At 70.6% G+C, this 18,020-nt stretch carries 17 protein-coding genes, 1 pseudogene and 1 riboswitch; of the genes and pseudogenes, 5 read left to right on the plus strand and 13 right to left on the minus strand.

Going from position 1 to position 18,020, the window contains the following annotated elements; genetic code table 11:
- Nucleotides 1-101: 101 nt before the first annotated feature.
- The gene (locus tag ACFXGX_RS24315) at nt 102-356 is read right to left on the minus strand and encodes a helix-turn-helix domain-containing protein (RefSeq protein ID WP_384794840.1); all 255 of its coding nucleotides are present in this window, start codon (nt 354-356) and stop codon (nt 102-104) included.
- Between the two features lie 32 nt (nt 357-388).
- On the opposite strand from ACFXGX_RS24315, the gene map reads away from it, so the two are divergent.
- Nucleotides 389-1,156 (plus strand): type I methionyl aminopeptidase, encoded by a 768-nt coding sequence (gene map, locus ACFXGX_RS24320; RefSeq protein WP_384794842.1) that lies wholly within the window; start codon nt 389-391, stop codon nt 1,154-1,156.
- Nucleotides 1,157-1,282: 126 nt separating this feature from the next.
- Here map and ggt read toward each other — a convergent pair whose 3' ends face one another.
- The gene (gene ggt / locus ACFXGX_RS24325; RefSeq protein WP_384794844.1) at nt 1,283-3,100 is read right to left on the minus strand and encodes a gamma-glutamyltransferase; all 1,818 of its coding nucleotides are present in this window, start codon (nt 3,098-3,100) and stop codon (nt 1,283-1,285) included.
- Nucleotides 3,101-3,203: 103 nt separating this feature from the next.
- On the opposite strand from ggt, the gene ACFXGX_RS24330 reads away from it, so the two are divergent.
- Together ACFXGX_RS24330 and ACFXGX_RS24335 are read left to right on the plus strand one after the other, a co-directional pair.
- Entirely contained in the window at nt 3,204-4,028 is an 825-nt protein-coding gene (locus ACFXGX_RS24330; RefSeq protein ID WP_384794846.1) for a hypothetical protein, read from the plus strand.
- Nucleotides 4,029-4,215: 187 nt separating this feature from the next.
- Nucleotides 4,216-5,790: a CocE/NonD family hydrolase gene (locus tag ACFXGX_RS24335; RefSeq protein WP_384794848.1), complete on the plus strand. Its 1,575-nt coding sequence runs from the start codon at nt 4,216-4,218 to the stop codon at nt 5,788-5,790.
- Between the two features lie 76 nt (nt 5,791-5,866).
- Here the strand turns inward: ACFXGX_RS24335 and ACFXGX_RS24340 are convergent.
- The 11 genes and pseudogenes from ACFXGX_RS24340 to ACFXGX_RS24390 all read right to left on the minus strand — a co-directional run.
- A pseudogene (locus ACFXGX_RS24340) lies at nt 5,867-6,079 on the minus strand (amino acid ABC transporter permease); the annotation flags it as partial.
- A gap of 68 nt (nt 6,080-6,147) precedes the next feature.
- On the minus strand, nt 6,148-6,294 hold the full coding sequence (locus ACFXGX_RS24345; protein ID WP_384794850.1) for a hypothetical protein: 147 nt from the start codon (nt 6,292-6,294) through the stop codon (nt 6,148-6,150).
- A gap of 210 nt (nt 6,295-6,504) precedes the next feature.
- Nucleotides 6,505-6,945 (minus strand): DUF6278 family protein, encoded by a 441-nt coding sequence (locus tag ACFXGX_RS24350; protein ID WP_384794852.1) that lies wholly within the window; start codon nt 6,943-6,945, stop codon nt 6,505-6,507.
- A 231-nt stretch (nt 6,946-7,176) separates the two neighbouring features.
- Nucleotides 7,177-7,956: an exodeoxyribonuclease III gene (locus tag ACFXGX_RS24355; protein WP_384794854.1), complete on the minus strand. Its 780-nt coding sequence runs from the start codon at nt 7,954-7,956 to the stop codon at nt 7,177-7,179.
- Nucleotides 7,957-8,071: 115 nt separating this feature from the next.
- Nucleotides 8,072-8,707, minus strand: coding sequence for an MBL fold metallo-hydrolase (locus tag ACFXGX_RS24360; RefSeq protein ID WP_384794856.1), 636 nt, complete (start codon nt 8,705-8,707; stop codon nt 8,072-8,074).
- Nucleotides 8,708-8,779: 72 nt separating this feature from the next.
- Complete coding sequence (locus tag ACFXGX_RS24365; RefSeq protein ID WP_384794858.1) at nt 8,780-10,075, minus strand: alpha/beta fold hydrolase; 1,296 nt, start codon at nt 10,073-10,075, stop codon at nt 8,780-8,782.
- Nucleotides 10,076-10,180: 105 nt separating this feature from the next.
- Nucleotides 10,181-10,444, minus strand: a complete 264-nt coding sequence (locus ACFXGX_RS24370) for a DUF6059 family protein (RefSeq protein WP_384794860.1) — start codon at nt 10,442-10,444, stop codon at nt 10,181-10,183.
- Complete coding sequence (locus tag ACFXGX_RS24375; RefSeq protein ID WP_384794862.1) at nt 10,441-12,165, minus strand: dipeptide ABC transporter ATP-binding protein; 1,725 nt, start codon at nt 12,163-12,165, stop codon at nt 10,441-10,443. The genes ACFXGX_RS24370 and ACFXGX_RS24375 overlap by 4 nt, the downstream gene beginning before the upstream one ends.
- Entirely contained in the window at nt 12,158-13,129 is a 972-nt protein-coding gene (locus ACFXGX_RS24380; RefSeq protein ID WP_384794864.1) for an ABC transporter permease, read from the minus strand. The genes ACFXGX_RS24375 and ACFXGX_RS24380 overlap by 8 nt, the downstream gene beginning before the upstream one ends.
- A 3-nt stretch (nt 13,130-13,132) precedes the next feature.
- Nucleotides 13,133-14,212 (minus strand): ABC transporter permease, encoded by a 1,080-nt coding sequence (locus ACFXGX_RS24385; protein ID WP_384794866.1) that lies wholly within the window; start codon nt 14,210-14,212, stop codon nt 13,133-13,135.
- Nucleotides 14,209-15,843: an ABC transporter substrate-binding protein gene (locus tag ACFXGX_RS24390; protein WP_384794868.1), complete on the minus strand. Its 1,635-nt coding sequence runs from the start codon at nt 15,841-15,843 to the stop codon at nt 14,209-14,211. Before ACFXGX_RS24390 ends, ACFXGX_RS24385 begins: the two co-directional genes overlap by 4 nt.
- 222 nt (nt 15,844-16,065) lie before the next feature.
- Nucleotides 16,066-16,175: riboswitch (SAM riboswitch) on the minus strand.
- A 249-nt stretch (nt 16,176-16,424) separates the two neighbouring features.
- On the opposite strand from ACFXGX_RS24390, the gene ACFXGX_RS24395 reads away from it, so the two are divergent.
- Nucleotides 16,425-17,261: a TIGR03619 family F420-dependent LLM class oxidoreductase gene (locus ACFXGX_RS24395; RefSeq protein WP_384794870.1), complete on the plus strand. Its 837-nt coding sequence runs from the start codon at nt 16,425-16,427 to the stop codon at nt 17,259-17,261.
- Between the two features lie 154 nt (nt 17,262-17,415).
- Nucleotides 17,416-17,895 (plus strand): nucleoside deaminase, encoded by a 480-nt coding sequence (locus ACFXGX_RS24400; RefSeq protein ID WP_384794930.1) that lies wholly within the window; start codon nt 17,416-17,418, stop codon nt 17,893-17,895.
- Nucleotides 17,896-18,020 lie beyond the last annotated feature (125 nt).

The following is an 18,020-nucleotide window of genomic DNA, read 5'->3' on the forward strand; positions in this document are numbered from 1 at the left end:
TGAGGCGAGCGGACTACGCGCCGCCGCCCCCCCGACCCCCCCCACCAGCTCGACCCTGCGGTGCTTCTCCTCACACGGTGCCCCCCACACCCGTCAAGCCCTCACGCCGCCGGCACCAGCGCGCACCGTACGACGAGCTCGTCCATCGAGAGGCCGAGGGCCCGCGCCAGGGCGGCGATCGTGAAGAAGGCCGGCGTGGGAGCGCGCCCGGTCTCGATCTTGCGCAGGGTCTCCGCGGAGATCCCCGCCACCCCCGCGATGTCCGCCATGCTGCGGCCGCCGCGGGACTCGCGCAGCAGCCGGCCGAGCCGCTCGCCGCGTTCGCGCTCTTCGGGGGTCAGTGGGGTTCGCACCATGACACCATTCTAATACCGGTATAGTAATTGGCATGGTGGAACTGAAGACCGACACATCGATCGACGAGATGTACGCGGCCGGCCAGGTCGTGGGCAGGGCACTCACCGCGGTGCGCGAGGCCGCCGACGTGGGCGTCTCCCTGCTGGAGCTGGACGAGGTGGCGCACCAGGTCCTGCGCGACGCGGGCGCGACGTCACCCTTCCTCGGCTATCACCCCTCCTTCGCGCCCACGCCCTTCCCCGCGGTCGTCTGCGCCTCGGTGAACGAGGCGATCGTGCACGGCATCCCGACGGGCTACCGGCTGCGCGACGGAGACCTGGTCTCCATCGACTTCGGCGCCGAACTGGGCGGCTGGGTGGGCGACTCGGCGATCAGCTTCATCGTGGGCGAGCCGCGCGCCGCCGACGCGCGGCTCGTGGAGACCGCGGAGCGGGCCCTGGCCGCGGGGATCGGGGCGGCCCTCGTGGGCAACCGCATCGGGGACATCGCGCACGCCGTCGGCACGGTGTGCCGGGCGGCCGGGTACGGGATCCCGGACGGGTTCGGCGGCCACGGCATCGGGCGCCGCATGCACGAGGACCCGGGTGTCCCGAACGAGGGCCGCCCGGGACGCGGGATGCCGCTGCGGCACGGCATGGTCCTCGCCATCGAGCCGATGCTCATCGGGGGCGGCACGGACGATTACCACGCCGCCCCCGACGGCTGGACGCTGCGCACGAACGACGGCTCCCGCGCGGCGCACGCGGAGCACACGGTGGCCATCACGAACTCGGGCCCGCGCATCCTGACGGCCCGCTGACCCCCTGCTCGCCCACGGCCACGAGGCGGACGGCACCGCCCCGCGGCCACCGGCGACCGCGGGGCAGAGCACACCCCTGCCCCGCGGTACGCCCGCCGGCCGGGACGGCGGCCGGTGATCCGACGGCTAGGACGCGGGCCGTACGACCATGGCCGAGCCTCCGCCCCGGCGGACCTTCTCCGCCGCGGCCAGCCAGGTGCCGTTCGGGAGGCGCTGGACGCCCGTGGCCGCGCCGATCTCCGGGTTCACCTTGAAGGAGTGCCCGATGGCTTCGAGCCCGGCCCTCGACGGGCTGTCGTACAGGCCCGGTTCGAGCTCGGTCTGGGCCGCGTTGCGCTGGCTGGCGCGTGGCGCGGCGATCGCGTCGACCAAGGGGAGACCGCGGTCGACGAACTCGGTCAGTGTCTGCAGCACGGTCGTGATGATGCTCGCGCCGCCGGGCGAACCGAGCGCCACGACAGGCTTGCCGTGCCGGTCGAGGACGATGGTCGGCGAGATCGACGAGCGCGGCCGCTTGCCGGGGCCCGGCAGATTCGGGTCGTGCACGGCCGGGTTGGCCGGGGCGAAGGAGAAGTCCGTCAGCTCGTTGTTGAGGAGGAAGCCGCGTCCCGGGACGGTGATCCCGCTGCCGCCGGTCTGTTCGATGGTCAGCGTGTAGGCGACGACATCGCCCCACTTGTCGGCCACCGTGAGGTGGGTCGTGTTCTCTCCCTCGTACGTCGTCGGGGCGGCCGTCCCGGTGCCGGCGCAGGCGGCGGGACTGCTCGGGTCGCCCGGCGCGAGCGGGCTCGTCAGCACGGCGTCGTCCTTGACGAGGCAGGCCCGGCCGTCCGCGTACTTCTGCGAGAGCAGGCCCTTGGTGGGTACGTCCTCGAAGGCCGGGTCGCCCACCCAGCGGCCCCGGTCCGCGAACGCGATCCGGCTCGCCTCGATGTAGTGGTGCAGGTACTGCGTCTCGCTCGCCTTCGAGAGGTCCGTCCTCTCCAGGATGTTGAGCGCCTCGCCGACGGTGGTGCCGCCGGAGGAGGAGGGTGCGATCGAGTAGACGTTCAGACCGCGGTACGACGTCCTGGTGGGCGCCTGGCGCTTCGCCCCGTAGGCCGCGAGGTCCCTCGACGACAGCTTGCCGGGCCGGGCGTTGAAGCCGGACGCGGGGTCCACGGGCGGCCTGTTGACGGTGTCGACGATCTCCCGGCCGAGATCACCGGTGTACAGCGCTCGTGTGCCCTTCCTCCCCAACTCCTCGTACGTGCGGGCCAGATCGGGGTTCCTGAAGGTCGATCCGACGACCGGCGGCGAGCCGCCGGGCAGGAAGAGCTTCGCGGTGTCGGGGAAGTTCGCGAAGCGGGCCTGGTTCGACTCGGTCTGCGCCCGGAAGGTCGAGTCGACCGTGAACCCGGAACGGGCGATGCGTTCGGCCGGCTCCAGGACGGTGCCGAGGCGTCTGCTGCCCCATGAGTCCAGGGCTGTCTGCCAGGTGGCGGGCGTGCCCGGTGTGCCCACGCTCAGCCCGCTGGTGACGGCGTCGGCGAAGGCGAGCGGCTTGCCGTTCTCCAGGAACAGCCCGGAGTCGGCGGTCAGGGGTGCCGTCTCGCGTCCGTCGATCGTGTGCACCGTACGGGACTTGGCGTCGTAGTAGACGAAGTAGCCGCCGCCGCCGATGCCGGACGAGTAGGGCTCGGTGACGCCGAGGGCCGCCGCCGTGGCGACGGCCGCGTCGACCGCGTTGCCGCCCTTCTTCAGCACCTCGATGCCCGCGGCGGAGGCGTCCGCGTCGACGCTCGCCACGGCGCCTCCGTACCCGACCGCGACGGGCACCTTCGCGGCGGGCGTTCTCGCGGCCGAACCCGCCGCCGGTGCTCCGGGCGGCGCCGCCGCACCCACTAATACCGTCGCGGCCGAAACCGCCAGGACCGTCAGATTCCGTACAAGAGGACGTCGCATCAATACCTCCAGTCAACAGCCGTCCGCGCAGCGTAACTTCACGGCGGCGGCCACGTCAGGCCCCCTCGAACACGGTTCCGTGGGCCCGCTAGCATGCGCGCACATGAATGACGACGTGCGCAACATCGTCCTCGGCCTCCTCGCCACCGGCCTCAGTGCCGCGCTCGGCTGGGTCGCCCGCACCTACCTGTGGAAGCGCAAGCTGCGCCGCAAGCAGGCGTTCTTCGGGCTGCCCGACAACTCCGAGTCGCTCCTTGTGGTGAACCGCGAGGCGGGCGGTCCCGAACTGACGGTGATGCGCCACGACGTGTTCGCGCTTCTCGAACTGTCCGCGCTCATCAAGGACTGCGGCGCGCACGCCCAGGTCATCGCGCACGACGCGACCCAGCAGGGCTTCGGCGAGCGCACGGAGTTCTGCGTGGGCGGACCGGCGTCCAACCGGCGCATGGCCGCGCATCTGCAGTCCCTGCTGCCCGGCGTGCAGGTCAACGTCGACTCCGGGCGGGGACCCGACCGGGGCGCCTTCCAGATAGGCAGCGAGCGCTACCGGCTGGAGTCGGGCCAGGCCGAGTACGTGATCCTCGCCCGGCTGACCGCGGGCCAGAGCCGTGACGTGAGACCGGTCTTCCTCTTCTGCGGCCAGCGCGCGATCACCAACCAGGCGGCGACCCGCTATCTCGCCCGGAACCACGCGCGCCTCGCCCGCAAGCACGGCGGCAACAGCTTCGTCCTGCTGCTGAAGGTCGTGAACTCCCAGGCGTACGGCCCCGATGTCGTCGAGGTCGTCGCGGACGTCACCCGCGCGGCCCAGGCCCCGCTGCCGACGCCGCCGGCCCTGGAGCCGGCGCCGGACCCGGCGTCCGACCCCGGCCAGGACGGGGAGGCAACGGCGAAGGCGGCCACGCCTCGGGCACGCCGGCGCACGTGACGCCCCGTCCGCGGAGGTGCGGCGCTTTCCGGCCGTTCGTGGCGGCACACGCCGACGAGGTTTGAACGGATGGAAATGAACACTTCAACAATCGTTACTCGCACGTAACTTACCGACGGGTTACTTCGAGTAAGCCGCCGCGGTTACCGTCGGGTCACCTTGCACTGACCAAGTGAGGAGTGACCCGTTGGGAAACGGTCGCAACCCCCTGCGCACATCCGCCGTCGGCGCCGTCTCCGCGACGCTGATCGCGGCCGCGAGCCTGGGCCTGGCCCCCACCGCCCAGGCCGCCGCCGGCTCGGGAGGTGTCCGCTTCGTCGACATCTCCGGTGACGGCGGCACCACCCTCAAGGCCAACGTCGTCACCCCGGCGGGAGCGGACGGCACCCGCGCCTACCCGCTCATCGTGCTGCCCACGAGCTGGGGCCTGCCCCAGGTCGAGTACCTCGCACAGGCCCAGAAGCTCGCGAACTCCGGTTATGTCGTCGTCGGTTACAACGTCCGCGGCTTCTGGCAGTCGGGCGGCGAGATAGACGTCGCCGGCCCCCGCGACACCGCGGACGTGTCCAAGGTGATCGACTGGGCGCTCGCCAACACCCCGGCCGACGCGCGGAAGGTGGGCGTGGCGGGCGTCTCGTACGGCGCCGGAATCAGTCTGCTGGCCGCCGCGCACGACCGGCGCATCAAGGCGGTCGCGGCGCTGAGCGGCTGGGCGGATCTGACCACGTCGATCTACTCCGGCCGTACCGAACACGTCCAGGCGGCCGCCCTGCTGGACGGCGTCGGGCACATCACGGGACACCCGAGCGCCGAGACCCAGCAGGTGTTCAAGGACTTCTTCGCCGGGAATCTCGCCAAGGAGCAGGACCTGATCGACTGGGGGAAGAAACGTTCTCCCGAGACCTACCTCGACCAGCTCGACAAGAACGGCCCCGCCGTCCTCATGGCCAACACCTGGGGCGACACGATCTTCTCGGCCAACCAGTACGCCAAGTTCTACGAGGAACTGCCCGGACCCAAGCGGCTGGAGTTCCGTCCCGGCGACCACGCCACCGCCGAGATCACCGGTCTGTTCGGGCTCCCCAACGACGTGTGGACCGACACCGCCCGCTGGTTCGACCACTATCTGCGGGGCGAGGACAACGGCATCGACCGCGAGCAGCCGGTGCAGCTCAAGTCCCGCTCCACGGGGGGCTACGAGGGCTACCCGGACTGGAAATCGGTCGGCGCGACCACGAGGAAGATCGCCCTCGGAGGCACCACCCGCATCCACACGAACGTCGACTCGGGCGCGGACGGCGGGGTCATCTTCCTGTCCAGCATCCTCGACCAGCTCACACGGATCCCGCCGATGGCCTCGATCCCGCTGCTGCCGCGCTACTGGACCGCGGTGTGGCAGTCGGAGAGGTGCTCGAGCACCCAGCGCGTACGAGGGACCGCCAGGCTCCACACCACCGTCACCGGCACCAAGGAGAGCGGCACCTTCATCGCCTACCTCTACGACGTGGGCCCGCTCGGGGTCGGCAAGCTGGTCAGCAACGCGCCGTACACCTTCCACGGGCAGACGCCCGGCAAGCCGTTCGGTGTCGACCTGGACCTGTTCTCCACGGCCTACGACGTCCCGGCCGGGCATCGCCTCGCCCTGGTCGTCGACACGGTCGACCCGCTGTACATGGAGCACAACCCGTCCGGCGCGCAGCTGACCTTCTCCTCACCGGAGCACGACCCGTCGTACGTGTCGGTACCCCTGCGCGAGCAGTGATCTCCGGCTGGCGCCGGCCGGGCCTGGCCCTGTGAGCTGCTGCTCCCCCTACGGTTTCGGGGCTGTGGGGGGGTACCCCACCCGGCAGCAGCGTCCCTGGTTCGGCCGGAGCCACGTCCACGGCCTCGGTCTCGGGACTGTGCCGCTTTCGCCCGTACGCCCGCGGGGCGGACCGGGACAGCGGCACGTACATCCCGATGCGGATCGGCGAGATCACCGTCATCACGGGGATGAACGGCAAATCGTAGTCGAGGATCGCCGCGATCAGCCTCCCGGGCCCGGGGAAGTCCCCGGCGAGGGGCACGCGTTTGCGCCCCCACCGGGGGACCGGCGGGTTCGGATACGGATGGCCGTGCCTCACGTGGCAGTTGACGATCTGTTCGACGGGCCGGTCATCACGACCACCTCTCCCTTGCCGTCGGCGAGGTCGTGGTCCTGCGGAACATACGGCTCCCCGAAGTGCGTGGTGACGTCGTACGGGTCGATCAAGGGATCGACGGTCATCCTGGTCCAGCCTGCTGTCGGCCGGTGCGGTCACCGCAAACTATCGACGCGAATCGCCACATATCGGGCGACACGCACGCCGGGTCATTAGCCGTATTTGAGGCTGGATGACGAGCGGATCACGACAGGCGATCACGACACCCCGGGCCTCGCCGGGACGGCCGTCCGGCCCCTCCCGCGCTCTCCGGGACGACCGCCCGGCCCCTCCGGTCAGGCCTCCGTGGCCTCGGCGTACATCTGGGACAGCTCGGGGACGCCCTGCACGGCCCATTCGAGGCCGGCCTCGACGACCGGGATCTCACGGCCCGAGGGGAGCCGGACGGCCGGACTGCCGCCCGGCCAGACGTGCCAGGAGGCACCCGGCACCGTGCGCACCACGACGGTGCCGAGATAGAGACCGGCGTCGTTGCCGAGCCAGGGAAGCGCCTCGGGGTCGTCGCGCCACAGCGGCAGAAGCTGGTCGAGCGCCACCAACGAGTCCGGGGTGTCGTCCAGTTCGAGGCCGACGGCCGCGGCCTGGGAGCGGAGCAGTTCACACTCCGAGAGCAGTTCGGCCACACCCACGGGGTCGTCCTCGAACGCCTTGGCGAGGGGACGCCCCTGGCGCACCGGATGCCGCTTGAGCAGCTTGTCCAAGAAGGGGATGTTCATGGCCGGCCTCTCCGTGGGACGCGATCGTCGACGCTCCGTGTTCCCGGTATGTGCACAAAATGTAGCTCGCGGCATCTCATCACGGAATGAGGCGAATCGTGACGCCCGGCGAAACACCTCGGGCCGTCACCGGTTCCCGAGCCGCCCAAGAAGAAGGGTGCCCGCGATCGCGGGGTCGAATGCCTGTCCCCCGCCGCGGGCACCCAGGAGCGTGTCCCAGTGCGACAGGCGCTAGACGTCCAGGTCCACCACGACTGGTGCGTGGTCCGAGGCGCCCTTGCCCTTGCGCTCCTCGCGGTCGACGTACGCGTCCTTGACCGCCGTCGAGAACGCCTCGTTGCCGTAGACGAGGTCGATGCGCATGCCGCGGTTCTTCGGGAAGCAGAGCTGACGGTAGTCCCAGTACGTGTACGGGTGTTCGTACTTGAGGGGGCGCGGGACCACGTCCGTCAGGCCCTCCCCGCGCAGGGCGGCCAGCGCGGCACGCTCGGCCGGGGTGACATGGGTCAGTCCCTCGAACGCGGCCACGTCGTACACGTCGTCGTCCGTGGGCGCGACGTTGTAGTCGCCCAACACCGCGAACGGGCGGCTGCCCGCCGCGTCGCCCGCCACGGCCGCTCTCAGGGCCTCGAACCACTGGAGCTTGTACGCGTAGTGCGCGTGCTCCACCTCGCGGCCGTTCGGCACGTACACCGACCAGACGCGGACCGGACCGCAAGTCGCGGAGACGGCCCGGGGTTCCTCCGCGCCCTCGTACTCGGGACCGCCCGGCAGACCCTTGACCACGTCCTCCAGGCCGACCCGGGAGATCACCGCCACGCCGTTCCACCGTCCCGTGGCGTGCACGGCCGCCTCGTAACCCAGCTCGCGGAGCGGTTCGACGGGGAACTGCTCGGCGGCGACCTTGGCCTCCTGGAGGCACAGCACGTCCGTGCCGCTGCTCTCCAGCCAGGCCAGCAGCCTCGGGAGCCGGGCGGTGATCGAGTTCACGTTCCAGGTGGCGATACGCATGCCTCACAACCTACCGGGCGGGTACGACAACGGGTCCGCCGGAGACACTCCGTGCCGTCCCCTCACCACCGGTACGGCACGCAGCACCACGGGTGCGGGCGCGGCCGGCTCCGGCTCAGACCTCCGCCGACGCTCCCGGTGTCAGCCGCAGATGCTCGGAGCCGCCGAGGGCACCGATCTGACGGTCGTAGATCGGCCGCGCGAGGTCCGTGAGCAGGGCGTCGTGGATGTCGTACGCGCGTTGCGGCTTGACCTCGCGCACGTACTCGATGACCTCGGAGATCTTGTTCCACGGCGCCATCACCGGGAGCATCAGCGTCTCGACAGGCCGGTCGGGGACGGTCAGGGCGTCCCCGGGGTGGAAGACGCGGCCGCCGTCGACGAGATAGCCGACGTTGGTGATCCGCGGGATGTCCGGATGGATCACCGCGTGCAGTTCGCCGTGCACCTGGACGTCGAAACCGGCGGCGCTGAAGGTGTCGCCGTGACCCACGGTGTGCACCCGGCCGGGGAAGGCGGCGGAGACCTTCTCCGCCACCGACCGCAGGGTCCAGATCTCGGCCGCCGGGTTGGCCTCCATGGCCGCGCGGAGCCGCTCCTCGTCGAAGTGGTCCGGGTGCTCGTGGGTGACGAGGAGGACGTCCGCGCCCACGGCGGCGTCCTCCTCGCTGAAACCCCCGGGGTCGATGACGAGCGTCCGCCCGTCCTTCTCGAGACGGACGCAGGAGTGCGACTTCTTCGTGAGCTTCATGAGTCCATCCTGCCCCCGCACCCGGCCCGGGGGTCACTCCTGTGGACGAGTCCGGCGGACGGCTCCGCCCGTTCACTCCTGGGGGGTCGTCTCCTCACGGATGATCTTCTGGGCCACCCGGAAGGCGCTGTTCGCCGCCGGCACACCGCAGTACACGGCCGTCTGGAGCAGCACCTCCTTGATCTCCACCGGGGTGAGACCGTTGCGCAGGGCGGCGCGGGTGTGGACGGCGAGCTCGTCGAGGTGGCCGCCCGCGACCAGCGCGGTCAGCGTCACACAACTGCGCGAGCGCCGGTCGAGTCCGGGCCGGTCCCAGATCTCGCCCCACGCGTAGCGGGTGATGAACTCCTGGAAGTCCCCGGAGAACTCGTCCGCCGAGGTCAGCGCCCCGTCGACATGAGCGTCCCCGAGCACGTCGCGGCGCACCTTGATCCCGATGTCGTACGGATCCCGCCGTCCCTCGGGCTCGGGCGCGACGGGGGCCGGGGCGATCTCGGCGAAGGGCGCGACCGGCGGCGGGGCGGCCTGCACGGGGTACGCCTGCGCGACCTGGACCGCCATCTGACCGGTGGACGAGTCGAAGGCGGGCAGCCAGGCGCTGGAGAAGTGCCGTACGAGAAGATCCGTCACGGCGGCGGGCTGCTCCACGGGAACCAGGTGCGAGGCACCGGGGACGACCGCGAGCCGGGCGTCCGGTATCCCGGCGACCAGCGTGCGCGCCTCCGCGGGCCCGGTGACCTCGTCGTCGGAGCCGGCCAGGACGAGGGTGGGAACGCCCACCATGCCCAGCTCGCCCCGCACGTCGAAGGCGGCGAGCGCCTCGCAGGCCGCGATGTAGCAGCCGGGGTCGGTGGTGCGGACCATCTGCACGGCCCACTCGGTGATCGCGGGCTGGGCCGCGGCGAAACCGCTCGTGAACCAGCGTTCGGGCGAGGTACGGGCGATCGGGTCCAGGCCGTTCGACCTCACGATCACCCCACGCTGCCGGAACTCGTCGGCCGTGCCGAAGCGGGGCGAGGCGGCGATCAGCGCCAGGGACGCCACCCGCTCGGGGCAGCGCAGCGCCAGTTCGAGCCCGATGGCCCCGCCGAACGCGCAGCCCGCGTATCCGAAGCGCTGGATGCCCAGCCGGTCGAGGGTCGCCAGCAGCCGTCCGGCGAGTTCGGCGACCGATCCGGCCGGATAGGCGGGTGCTCCGCCGTGTCCCGGGAGATCGAAACGGAAGATCCGCCAGCTCTTCGAGAGCTCGGGAATCTGCCGGTCCCACATGTGCCAGGTGGTGCCGAGCGAGGGTCCGAGTATGAGGACCGGAGCGTCTTCCGGGCCGTCGAGGCGGTATTGCAGGGTATTCGTCGGTGTCTCACTCACGCCCTGCACGCTCTCACATCACACGAATTTTCACGTGATCGGGCCTGAATCCCGTACGAGCTGTCCCCCTATGGGGTGGCGCCGTAAGGGTCCTCCGGCGCGGCTTCACGTATATGTTCGTCGGACCTCGATGCCCAAAGCACACCAGAGCTCCCGCTCCACGTCCGTCGGCGGGACGTGCGCCGCGAGACGCTCCGGGTGGCCGGCCGGTGGCCGGCGGCTCGTGTCCGGCGTCCGGTCCGGCTCCTCCCGGTGGACGGAGGGCTCGGGCAGCGGGCATCCCGACAGCATGGAGCCGACCGCCAGCAGACCGGAGGTCCACCGGGCGAACACGTCGGCCCATCGGCGTACACGGCGTATGTCGGTCATCTCCGTGCCGCTCCTTCGTCGAGGGCGTCCACCGCACTGTGGGAACGGAGGCTATCCCGTTTCTCCCGGACTTCGGGGATCGGATCCCTTCGGCGGGACTGCCGGACCGGGTCGGGGACGGGCAGTGCGGCGAGGAGTCCCCGGGTGTAGTCGTCCTGCGGACTGCCCAGTACCTCGGCCGTCGGACCGTACGCGGCGACCCGGCCGCGGTGCAGGACCACGACACGGTCGGCGACCTGCTCGACGACCGCGAGATCATGGCTGATGAACAGCGCGGCGAAGCCCAGTTCCCGCTGGAGTTCGGCGAACAGGCCGAGCACCTTCGCCTGGACGGACACGTCGAGGGCCGAGGTGGGCTCGTCCGCGATGAGCAGCCGGGGCCGCAGGGCGAGCGCACGGGCCAGTGCGGCACGCTGCCGCTGGCCACCGCTGAGCTCGTGGGGGTAGCGGTCCGCGTAGGCGCGCGGCAGGTGCACCGACTCCAGCAACGCCTCGGCCTCGGCACGGATCGCCGCGGCCGTCAGTTCGCGCCGGTGGACGACCAGAGGTTCGGCGACGCTGTCGCCGACCGTCAGCAGCGGATTGAAGCTGGCAGCGGGATCCTGGAACACGTAGCCGATGTGGCCGGCCCGGTCGCGCGGGCGTCGCCGGGTCGTCAAGGGCTCGCCGAACACGTCGAGTTCGCCGCCGGTCACGGCCGTCAGACCGGCGACCGCCCGGCCGATGGTGGTCTTGCCGCTGCCGCTCTCCCCCACCAGCCCGAGCACGTCACCCGGTCCGATCTCGAAACTCACTCCGTCGACCGCCCTGAAGCCCTTCCTCCTGAGCCGTCCCGGGTACTCCACGACCAGCCCGGCGGCCCGCACGACCGGCGGACCGGTCCGCGCGGCGGAGGCCGGTGCGCGTCCTCCTTGCCAGCCGAAGACCGGAACGGCGGCCAGCAGCTCCCGGGTGTAAGCGTGGCCGGGCGTCGCGAACAGCGCGCGGACCGGCGCCTGTTCCACCACCTCGCCCTCACGCATCACCACCACCCGGTCCGCCATGTCGGCGACCACGCCCATGTTGTGGGTGATGAGCAGCACCGCGGTACCGAAGTCGGTACGGCACCGGTGCAGGAGCTCCAGGATCTCCGCCTGGACGGTGACGTCCAGCGCGGTGGTGGGCTCGTCGGCCACGATGAGCCTGGTGCCGAGGGCGAGGGCCATGGCGATGACGGCCCGTTGCTTCTGACCGCCGGACAATTGGTGCGGGTAGTGGTCCACGCGTGTGGCCGGGTCCGGGATGCCGACCTTGTCGAGCCAGTCGACGGCCATGGCACGCCGTTCGGCCCTGCCGCCGCCGCGTCCGTGGGCCCGCAGGCCCTCGGTGAGCTGCCAGCCGATGGTGAAGACCGGGTTCAGGGCCGTGGACGGCTCCTGGAACACCATCGCGGCGTGGGTGCCGCGCAGTTCGCGCAGACGGGCCGGGGACGCGGTGAGTACGTCCTCGGCCGGGTCGACGGTGCCGTCGCCGAGCAGCACCCGGCCGCGGGCCGTCGCGGTGGCGGGCAGCAGGCCGAGGACCGCCCTGGCGGTCACGGTCTTGCCGCTGCCGCTCTCGCCGACCAGGGCCAGCGTCTCTCCCGGAGCGACGGCCAGGTTCACTCCCTTCACCGCGGGGGCCGGACCGGCGTCGGTCGCGAAGGTGACCCGAAGGTCCTCGATGCGCAGCAGGTCAGTCATCGTCCGTGCCTCCGTCCGTCGTCGTGGGTGCCGCCGCCGCGGCCCGCCGCCGGAGCCGGGGGTCGGCCAGATCGGTGAGGCTCTCGCCGAGGAGGGTGGTGCCGAGCACCGTGAGCACGATGGCCAGACCGGGCGGGACCGCGGTCCACCACAGACCCGAAGTGACGTCGGCGACCGAGCGGTTGAGGTCGTATCCCCACTCCGCCGCCGAGTTGGGCTCGATGCCGAAGCCGAGGAAGCCGAGCCCGGCGAGGGTGAGGATGGCCTCGGAAGCGTTGATGGTGAAGATCAGCGGGAGGGTGCGGACCGAATTGCGCAGCACGTGCCGGAACATGATCCGGCGGGTTCCGGTGCCGATCACCCGGGCCGCGTCCACGAACGGCTCCGCCTTCACCCGGATCACCTCGGCCCGTACGACACGGAAGTACTGCGGGACGAAGGCCACGGCCACCGAGCAGGCGGCCGCGCCGAGACCGCTGGCAAGGCTCGACCTGCCGCCGCTGATCACGATCGACATGACGATGGCGAGCAGCAGCGGCGGGAACGCGTAGAGCGCGTCGGCCAGCCCGACCAGCGACCGGTCCAGCCTGCCGCCGAGATATCCGGAGACCAGGCCCAGGACCGTGCCCGGCACCACCGACAGCAGCAGTGCCGCGAGAATGATCTCCAGCGCGGTCCTGGCACCCCACACCGTGCGGGACAGGACGTCGTACCCCGCGATGGTGGTGCCCAGCGGATGGGCTCCGCTCGGGTGCTGCTGTGATCCGAACAGACCTGATTCGTCCTGGAGTTGGGCGTAGTCGTGCGGGGCGAGCAGCGGGCCGAGGAGCGCCGCGAGGACGAAGAGCGCCGTGAGGACCGCGCCGGTGAGCAGCATGGCGCGCTGCACCGCGCCGCCGGTCCGCAGCCGCACGCGCAGGCGCTCCGGGAGCCGGGTCCGCCGGCGGAGGAGAAGCTGGGCCACGGCTCAGTACCTCACTCGGGGATCGATGAGGGCCGCGAGGATGTCGACGAGGAAGTTCGTCACCGCCACGACGACGGCGAACAGGGCCACGATGCCCTGCACGGCCGGGAAGTCGCGCACCGTCAGATAGTGGGCGAGCTCGTAGCCGAGCCCCTTCCACTCGAAGGTGGTCTCGGTGAGCACCGCTCCGCCGAGCAGTCCGGCGACCTGGAGTCCGAGGACGGTGACGACGGGGATCAGGGCGGGCCGGGCCGCGTGCCGGGTGACCAGACGGAGGGGTGCCACGCCCCGGGACCTGGCGGCCTCCACGTAGTCGGCGGAGAGGGTGCCGATCAGGTTGGTGCGGACCAGTCGCAGGATGATGCCGGCGACGAGCAGACCCAGCGCCAGGGCGGGCAGTACGGCGTGCTTCAGGACGTCCACGACAGCCGCCCCGTCGCCGCTTCGCAGGGCGTCGACGAGGTAGAGGCCCGTCGTGCTGGACTGGTCCTGGAGGAAGAGCTGGACGTCGGTGCTCGCCCGGCCGGACGCGGGGAGCCAGCCGAGCCGGATCGCGAAGACGAGCTTCAGCAGCAGTCCCACGAAGAACACGGGGGTGGCGTAGGTGAGGACGGCGAACAGCCGCAGCGCCGCGTCGGGCGCGCGGTCCCGGTGCGCGGCCGCCACCACGCCGAGGGGGACGCCGGCCAAGAGGGCCACGACGATTGCGTTGAAGGCGAGTTCGGCGGTGGCGGCGCCGTAGGTGCCCAGGACGTGGGTCACCGGCTGGTTGTCGGTGACGGTGTGGCCGAAGTCGCCGGTGGCCAGGGACCTGAGGTAGTCGAGGTACTGGGTGAGCAACGGCCGGTCGTAGCCCGCCTGGTGCAGCTTGGCCTGGAGCTGGTCCGGGGTGAGCCGGTCGCCGAAGGCGGCGCTGATCGGGTCTCCGGTGGCACGCATCAGGAAGAAGACCAGGCTGACGAGGACGAGCACGGTGGGGATGATGAGGAGGAAGCGGATCACCAGGTAGCGGGTGAGTCCGTACCCCGCGGCGCCGCCGGCCGGAGCGGCGGCGCCGGGGAGGTCCTGGGTCAGGGTGCTCACTTCGTCGCGAGTCCGGCCCAGCGGAACTGGTACGCGCTGCTCAGCTCGTCGGGCACACCGCTGACGTCGGTACGGGTGACGATCGCGGTGGACCCCTGGAGCAGCGGCAGCAGCGGCACCGAGGCGGCGGCCTTGTCCTGCGCCTGCTTGAGCAGTCCGGCGCGCTCGGCGGTGTCGGTCTCCGTCTCCTCCTTCTTGATCAGCTCACGGACGGCGGGGTCGGAGTAGTCGTTGGCGACCCAGCTGTTGGCCGAGTAGAAGGGCGAGAGGTAGTTGTCGGCGTCCAGGTAGTCGGCGTACCAGCCCAGTTGGTAGAGCGGGTACAGGTGCTTGACGCGGTCCTTGCCGTACTGGGTCCACTCGGTGGACTGGAGATTCACCTTGAACAGTCCGGTGGCCTCGAGCTGCGTCTTGACCAGCGCGTACTCGTCGGCCGAGGAGGAACCGTAGTGGTCGCTGTTGTACTGGAGGCTGAGGGTGACCGGGGTGGTCACCTTCGCCGCCTTGAGACGCGCGGCGGCGGCCGCCTTGTCGGGGCCGCCCTTCTTGTCACCGTAGAGCGACTTGAAGGAGGCGGTGGCGCCGGTGAGTCCGTCGGGCACGGAGCTGTACAACGGCTGGTAGCTGTTCTTGTAGACCTGCTGGGCGAGTTGGGCCCGGTCGACGGAGTCCGCGACGGCCTGCCGTACGGCCAGCGCCTTGGCCTTGTCGGGCTTCTTGGTCCTGGTGCCGTAGGGCTGGGTCCGGAAGTCGAAGACGATGTAGCGGATGCCGTTGCCCGAACCGGTGTGGACCTTGATGTCCTTCTTCTTGGACAGGTCGTCGAGGTCGGCGGTGGTGAGCGTGCGGTAGACGGCGTCGACGGTGCCCTGCTGGACGTCGAGCTTGAGGTTGCTCGCGTCGGTGTAGTACTTCAACTGGACGTTCTTGGTCTTCGCGGCGCCCAGACCACCGCCGTAGGCGCTGTTCGCGGTGAAGGACACCAGCGAGTTCTTGTCGTAACTGCGCACGCCGTACGGGCCGTTCCACGGCCTGCCCGCGACGACCGACTTGTCGTCCAGGATCTTGTCCGCGGGGAAGACCTGTTCGTCGACGACATAGCCGGCGGCGGTGGACAGAACCTGCGGGAACAGCGTGTCGTTGGCCGACTTGAGGGTGAAGACGATTTTGGTGGGCGCCGGGGCGGCGACGGAGTCGAGGTCGTACAGGAGGGACGAGGGACCGTTCTCGTCGGCGATCCTCAGGGTGCGGTCGAAGCTGAACTTGACGTCGGAAGACGTGAGTTCGTGGCCGTTGGCGAACTTCAGGCCCTTCTTCAGCGTGACCGTGTACTCCTTGGGCCCGGTCAGCTCGATCCCGGTGGCCAGGTCCGGGGAGACCTCCGTGTCGCCGTTCCTCACGCTGAGCAGGGTCGCGAAGACCTCGCTCTCGATGGTGCCGGAGCCAGCGTCCCAGGAGCCCGCCGGGTCGAGGGCGGTCACCTGGTCCGTCGTGCCGACGGTGATCCCCGTTTCCGTGGAGCCGGTGGAGGTCTTGCTGCTCGTGCAGCCGGTCAGGGCCACCAGGAGCGCCGTGCCGAGGGACATCGCGCCGAGGGACCGGAAGGGTCTGGTGGTGTTGTGCTCTGCCATGGCTGGTCTCTGCTTCCGCATGGTGGGGTGCACGAAGGGGCTTCGGCAGGCGGGGCATGCCGAGCGCGCGCTGTCGTGTGAAGGAGGGTGAGGAGTGGGTGCGGGTCAGCCGTGACAGAGACAGCTGCAGACCAGCAGCAGATCCACGTGGCGTCGGGAGCACAGCACAAGGCCCGTTGGCACACTGTCCTCCCGGGAATGTCGTCGGCCCTCGGACCGGTGGGAACGCACTTGCAGAACAGGAAGATCCGCCGAGCCTTCACCTGGGGCACCCCACTGCGTCGAGGGTTGCCGTCCGGCCAGCCAGGGCTTGATCACCGGAACTCGTAGCTCGCGCTCACCGTAGATTCCCGGTTCTCCCGGCGTCAAGAGCTTCCCGAGCGGACGACGGACGATGTCCGGACGAACCCGAGAGAACGACACGCTTTCCGCGCGACAAGCAATGTGATTGCAATCTGACGAGTCATCAGATTGCAATCATATTGCACGGGCCCGGACCTTCGGACGGAAGCGTAGGCTGCGGCCGGAAAAGCGCGATAAGCAACTGCCCACCATTGGTGAGTGGTTGCTAGGGTTGGGCCATGCAGATAGGCGTCAACGTCCCCAATTTCGGACCCGGCACCGACCCGGAAACTCTTTCCCGTTGGGCCAAGACGGTGGAAGGCCTCGGCTTCGACCTCTTGATGGTCTCCGACCACGTGGCCATCACATCGGATGTCGCGAAACAGTATCCCGCCCCGTTCTACGATCCTTTCACGACGCTCTCCTGGCTGGCCGGTTTAACGACCCGGGTAAAGCTGGGCACCACGGTTCTCATCGCGCCCTACCGGCATCCCCTGCTGGTCGCGAGAATGGCGGCCAACCTGGATCAGATCTCCGGCGGCCGGCTGATCCTCGGTGTCGGTGTCGGCTGGGCCCGGGAGGAATTCAAGGCGCTCGGCGTTCCCTTCGAGCGGCGTGGCGCGCTGACCGACGAATTGCTTGAGACCCTGCGAACCGTGTGGGCCGACGAGGCCGATTACCGGAGCGGGCGGATCCCCGTCTGGATCGGCGGCAACAGCGACGCGGGACTGCGCCGGGCGGCCCGCCTCGGCCTGCCGTGGCATCCGCTCCGGTTCACCATGCCGTGGTTCCGTGACGCGCTGGACCGTCTGAAGGACATCGCCGCCGAACTCGGGCAGCCCGTACCCGGTCTGGCGCCGCGCATCGTTCTCCGGCTCACGCAGAAGCCGGTCGACCATCCGGACCGCCGGGCCGGCGAAGGCACCATCGAGCAGATCCTCGACGACATCGAGCAGTTGCGCCTCGCCGGTGCCGGCACGGTGGTCCTCGACCCCTACAACGGCGACCCGGACGAGACCCTCAGGCCCGAGGTGGCGTGGCAGGCGCTGGCCACCGTGGCCGCGAACCTGCCATAGCCCCGCACTTCCACACCCCGCACCCCGCACTCACGCCCACGCCCACGCCCACAGAGAGGGAGCCACGGTGGCCCCCAACACCCACGACACTCACCACGGCGACAGTCCCGACGCCGGTGACACCGGCCGGTCCTCCGCCGTCAACGCGGCCGACCTGGTCCATCTCCGCCGCTGCCTGGAACTGGCGGCCGAGGCCGTCGACGCCGGCGACTGGCCGTTCGGCTCCCTGCTGGCCGACGCGGACGGCAAGGTCCTGGCCGAGGACCGCAACCGCGAGTCCAGCACCGGGGACCCGACCCGGCATCCGGAGTTCGAACTCGCCCGCTGGGCCGCGGCCAACCTGAGCCCCGAGGAACGGGCCGCGGCGACCGTGTACACCTCGGGAGAGCACTGCCCGATGTGCGCGGCCGCGCACGGCTGGGTCGGACTGGGCCGCATCGTGTACGCGAGCTCGTCCCAGCAGGCCCGGGACTGGAAGGCCGAGTGGGGCGTGCCCATCACCTCGCCCCTGAGCCCGTTGTCCATCCGGGACGTCGTACCCGGCCTGGAGACCGCCGGCCCGGTCCCCGAACTGGCCCAGCAGGTGAAGGAGTTGAACCTGCGCTTCCGGACCGGTATCGCCGCGGCCGGCTGACAGCACCGAAGTCGCTCGGGTGACAGCACCCGAGGCGCGCTCGGGCCCGGCGGCGAGACCCCCCCCGCGGCGCCCGCGAGGTGGGACAGGGGGGCGGGGGCCAACCCAGACAGGGGGGAGAGGTG

It is taken from the genome of Streptomyces sp. NPDC059371 (assembly GCF_042751995.1).
Lineage (GTDB): Bacteria > Actinomycetota > Actinomycetes > Streptomycetales > Streptomycetaceae > Streptomyces.

Bases quoted from the DNA above. Each gene is read 5' to 3' on its own strand.
- ACFXGX_RS24315 (WP_384794840.1), bottom strand. From the start codon at position 356: ATGGTGCGAACCCCACTGACCCCCGAAGAGCGCGAACGCGGCGAGCGG.
- map (WP_384794842.1), top strand. From the start codon at position 389: ATGGTGGAACTGAAGACCGACACATCGATCGACGAGATGTACGCGGCC.
- ggt (WP_384794844.1), bottom strand. From the start codon at position 3,100: ATGCGACGTCCTCTTGTACGGAATCTGACGGTCCTGGCGGTTTCGGCC.
- ACFXGX_RS24330 (WP_384794846.1), top strand. From the start codon at position 3,204: ATGAATGACGACGTGCGCAACATCGTCCTCGGCCTCCTCGCCACCGGC.
- ACFXGX_RS24345 (WP_384794850.1), bottom strand. From the start codon at position 6,294: ATGACCGTCGATCCCTTGATCGACCCGTACGACGTCACCACGCACTTC.
- ACFXGX_RS24350 (WP_384794852.1), bottom strand. From the start codon at position 6,945: ATGAACATCCCCTTCTTGGACAAGCTGCTCAAGCGGCATCCGGTGCGC.
- ACFXGX_RS24355 (WP_384794854.1), bottom strand. From the start codon at position 7,956: ATGCGTATCGCCACCTGGAACGTGAACTCGATCACCGCCCGGCTCCCG.
- ACFXGX_RS24360 (WP_384794856.1), bottom strand. From the start codon at position 8,707: ATGAAGCTCACGAAGAAGTCGCACTCCTGCGTCCGTCTCGAGAAGGAC.
- ACFXGX_RS24370 (WP_384794860.1), bottom strand. From the start codon at position 10,444: ATGACCGACATACGCCGTGTACGCCGATGGGCCGACGTGTTCGCCCGG.
- ACFXGX_RS24375 (WP_384794862.1), bottom strand. From the start codon at position 12,165: ATGACTGACCTGCTGCGCATCGAGGACCTTCGGGTCACCTTCGCGACC.
- ACFXGX_RS24390 (WP_384794868.1), bottom strand. From the start codon at position 15,843: ATGGCAGAGCACAACACCACCAGACCCTTCCGGTCCCTCGGCGCGATG.
- ACFXGX_RS24395 (WP_384794870.1), top strand. From the start codon at position 16,425: ATGCAGATAGGCGTCAACGTCCCCAATTTCGGACCCGGCACCGACCCG.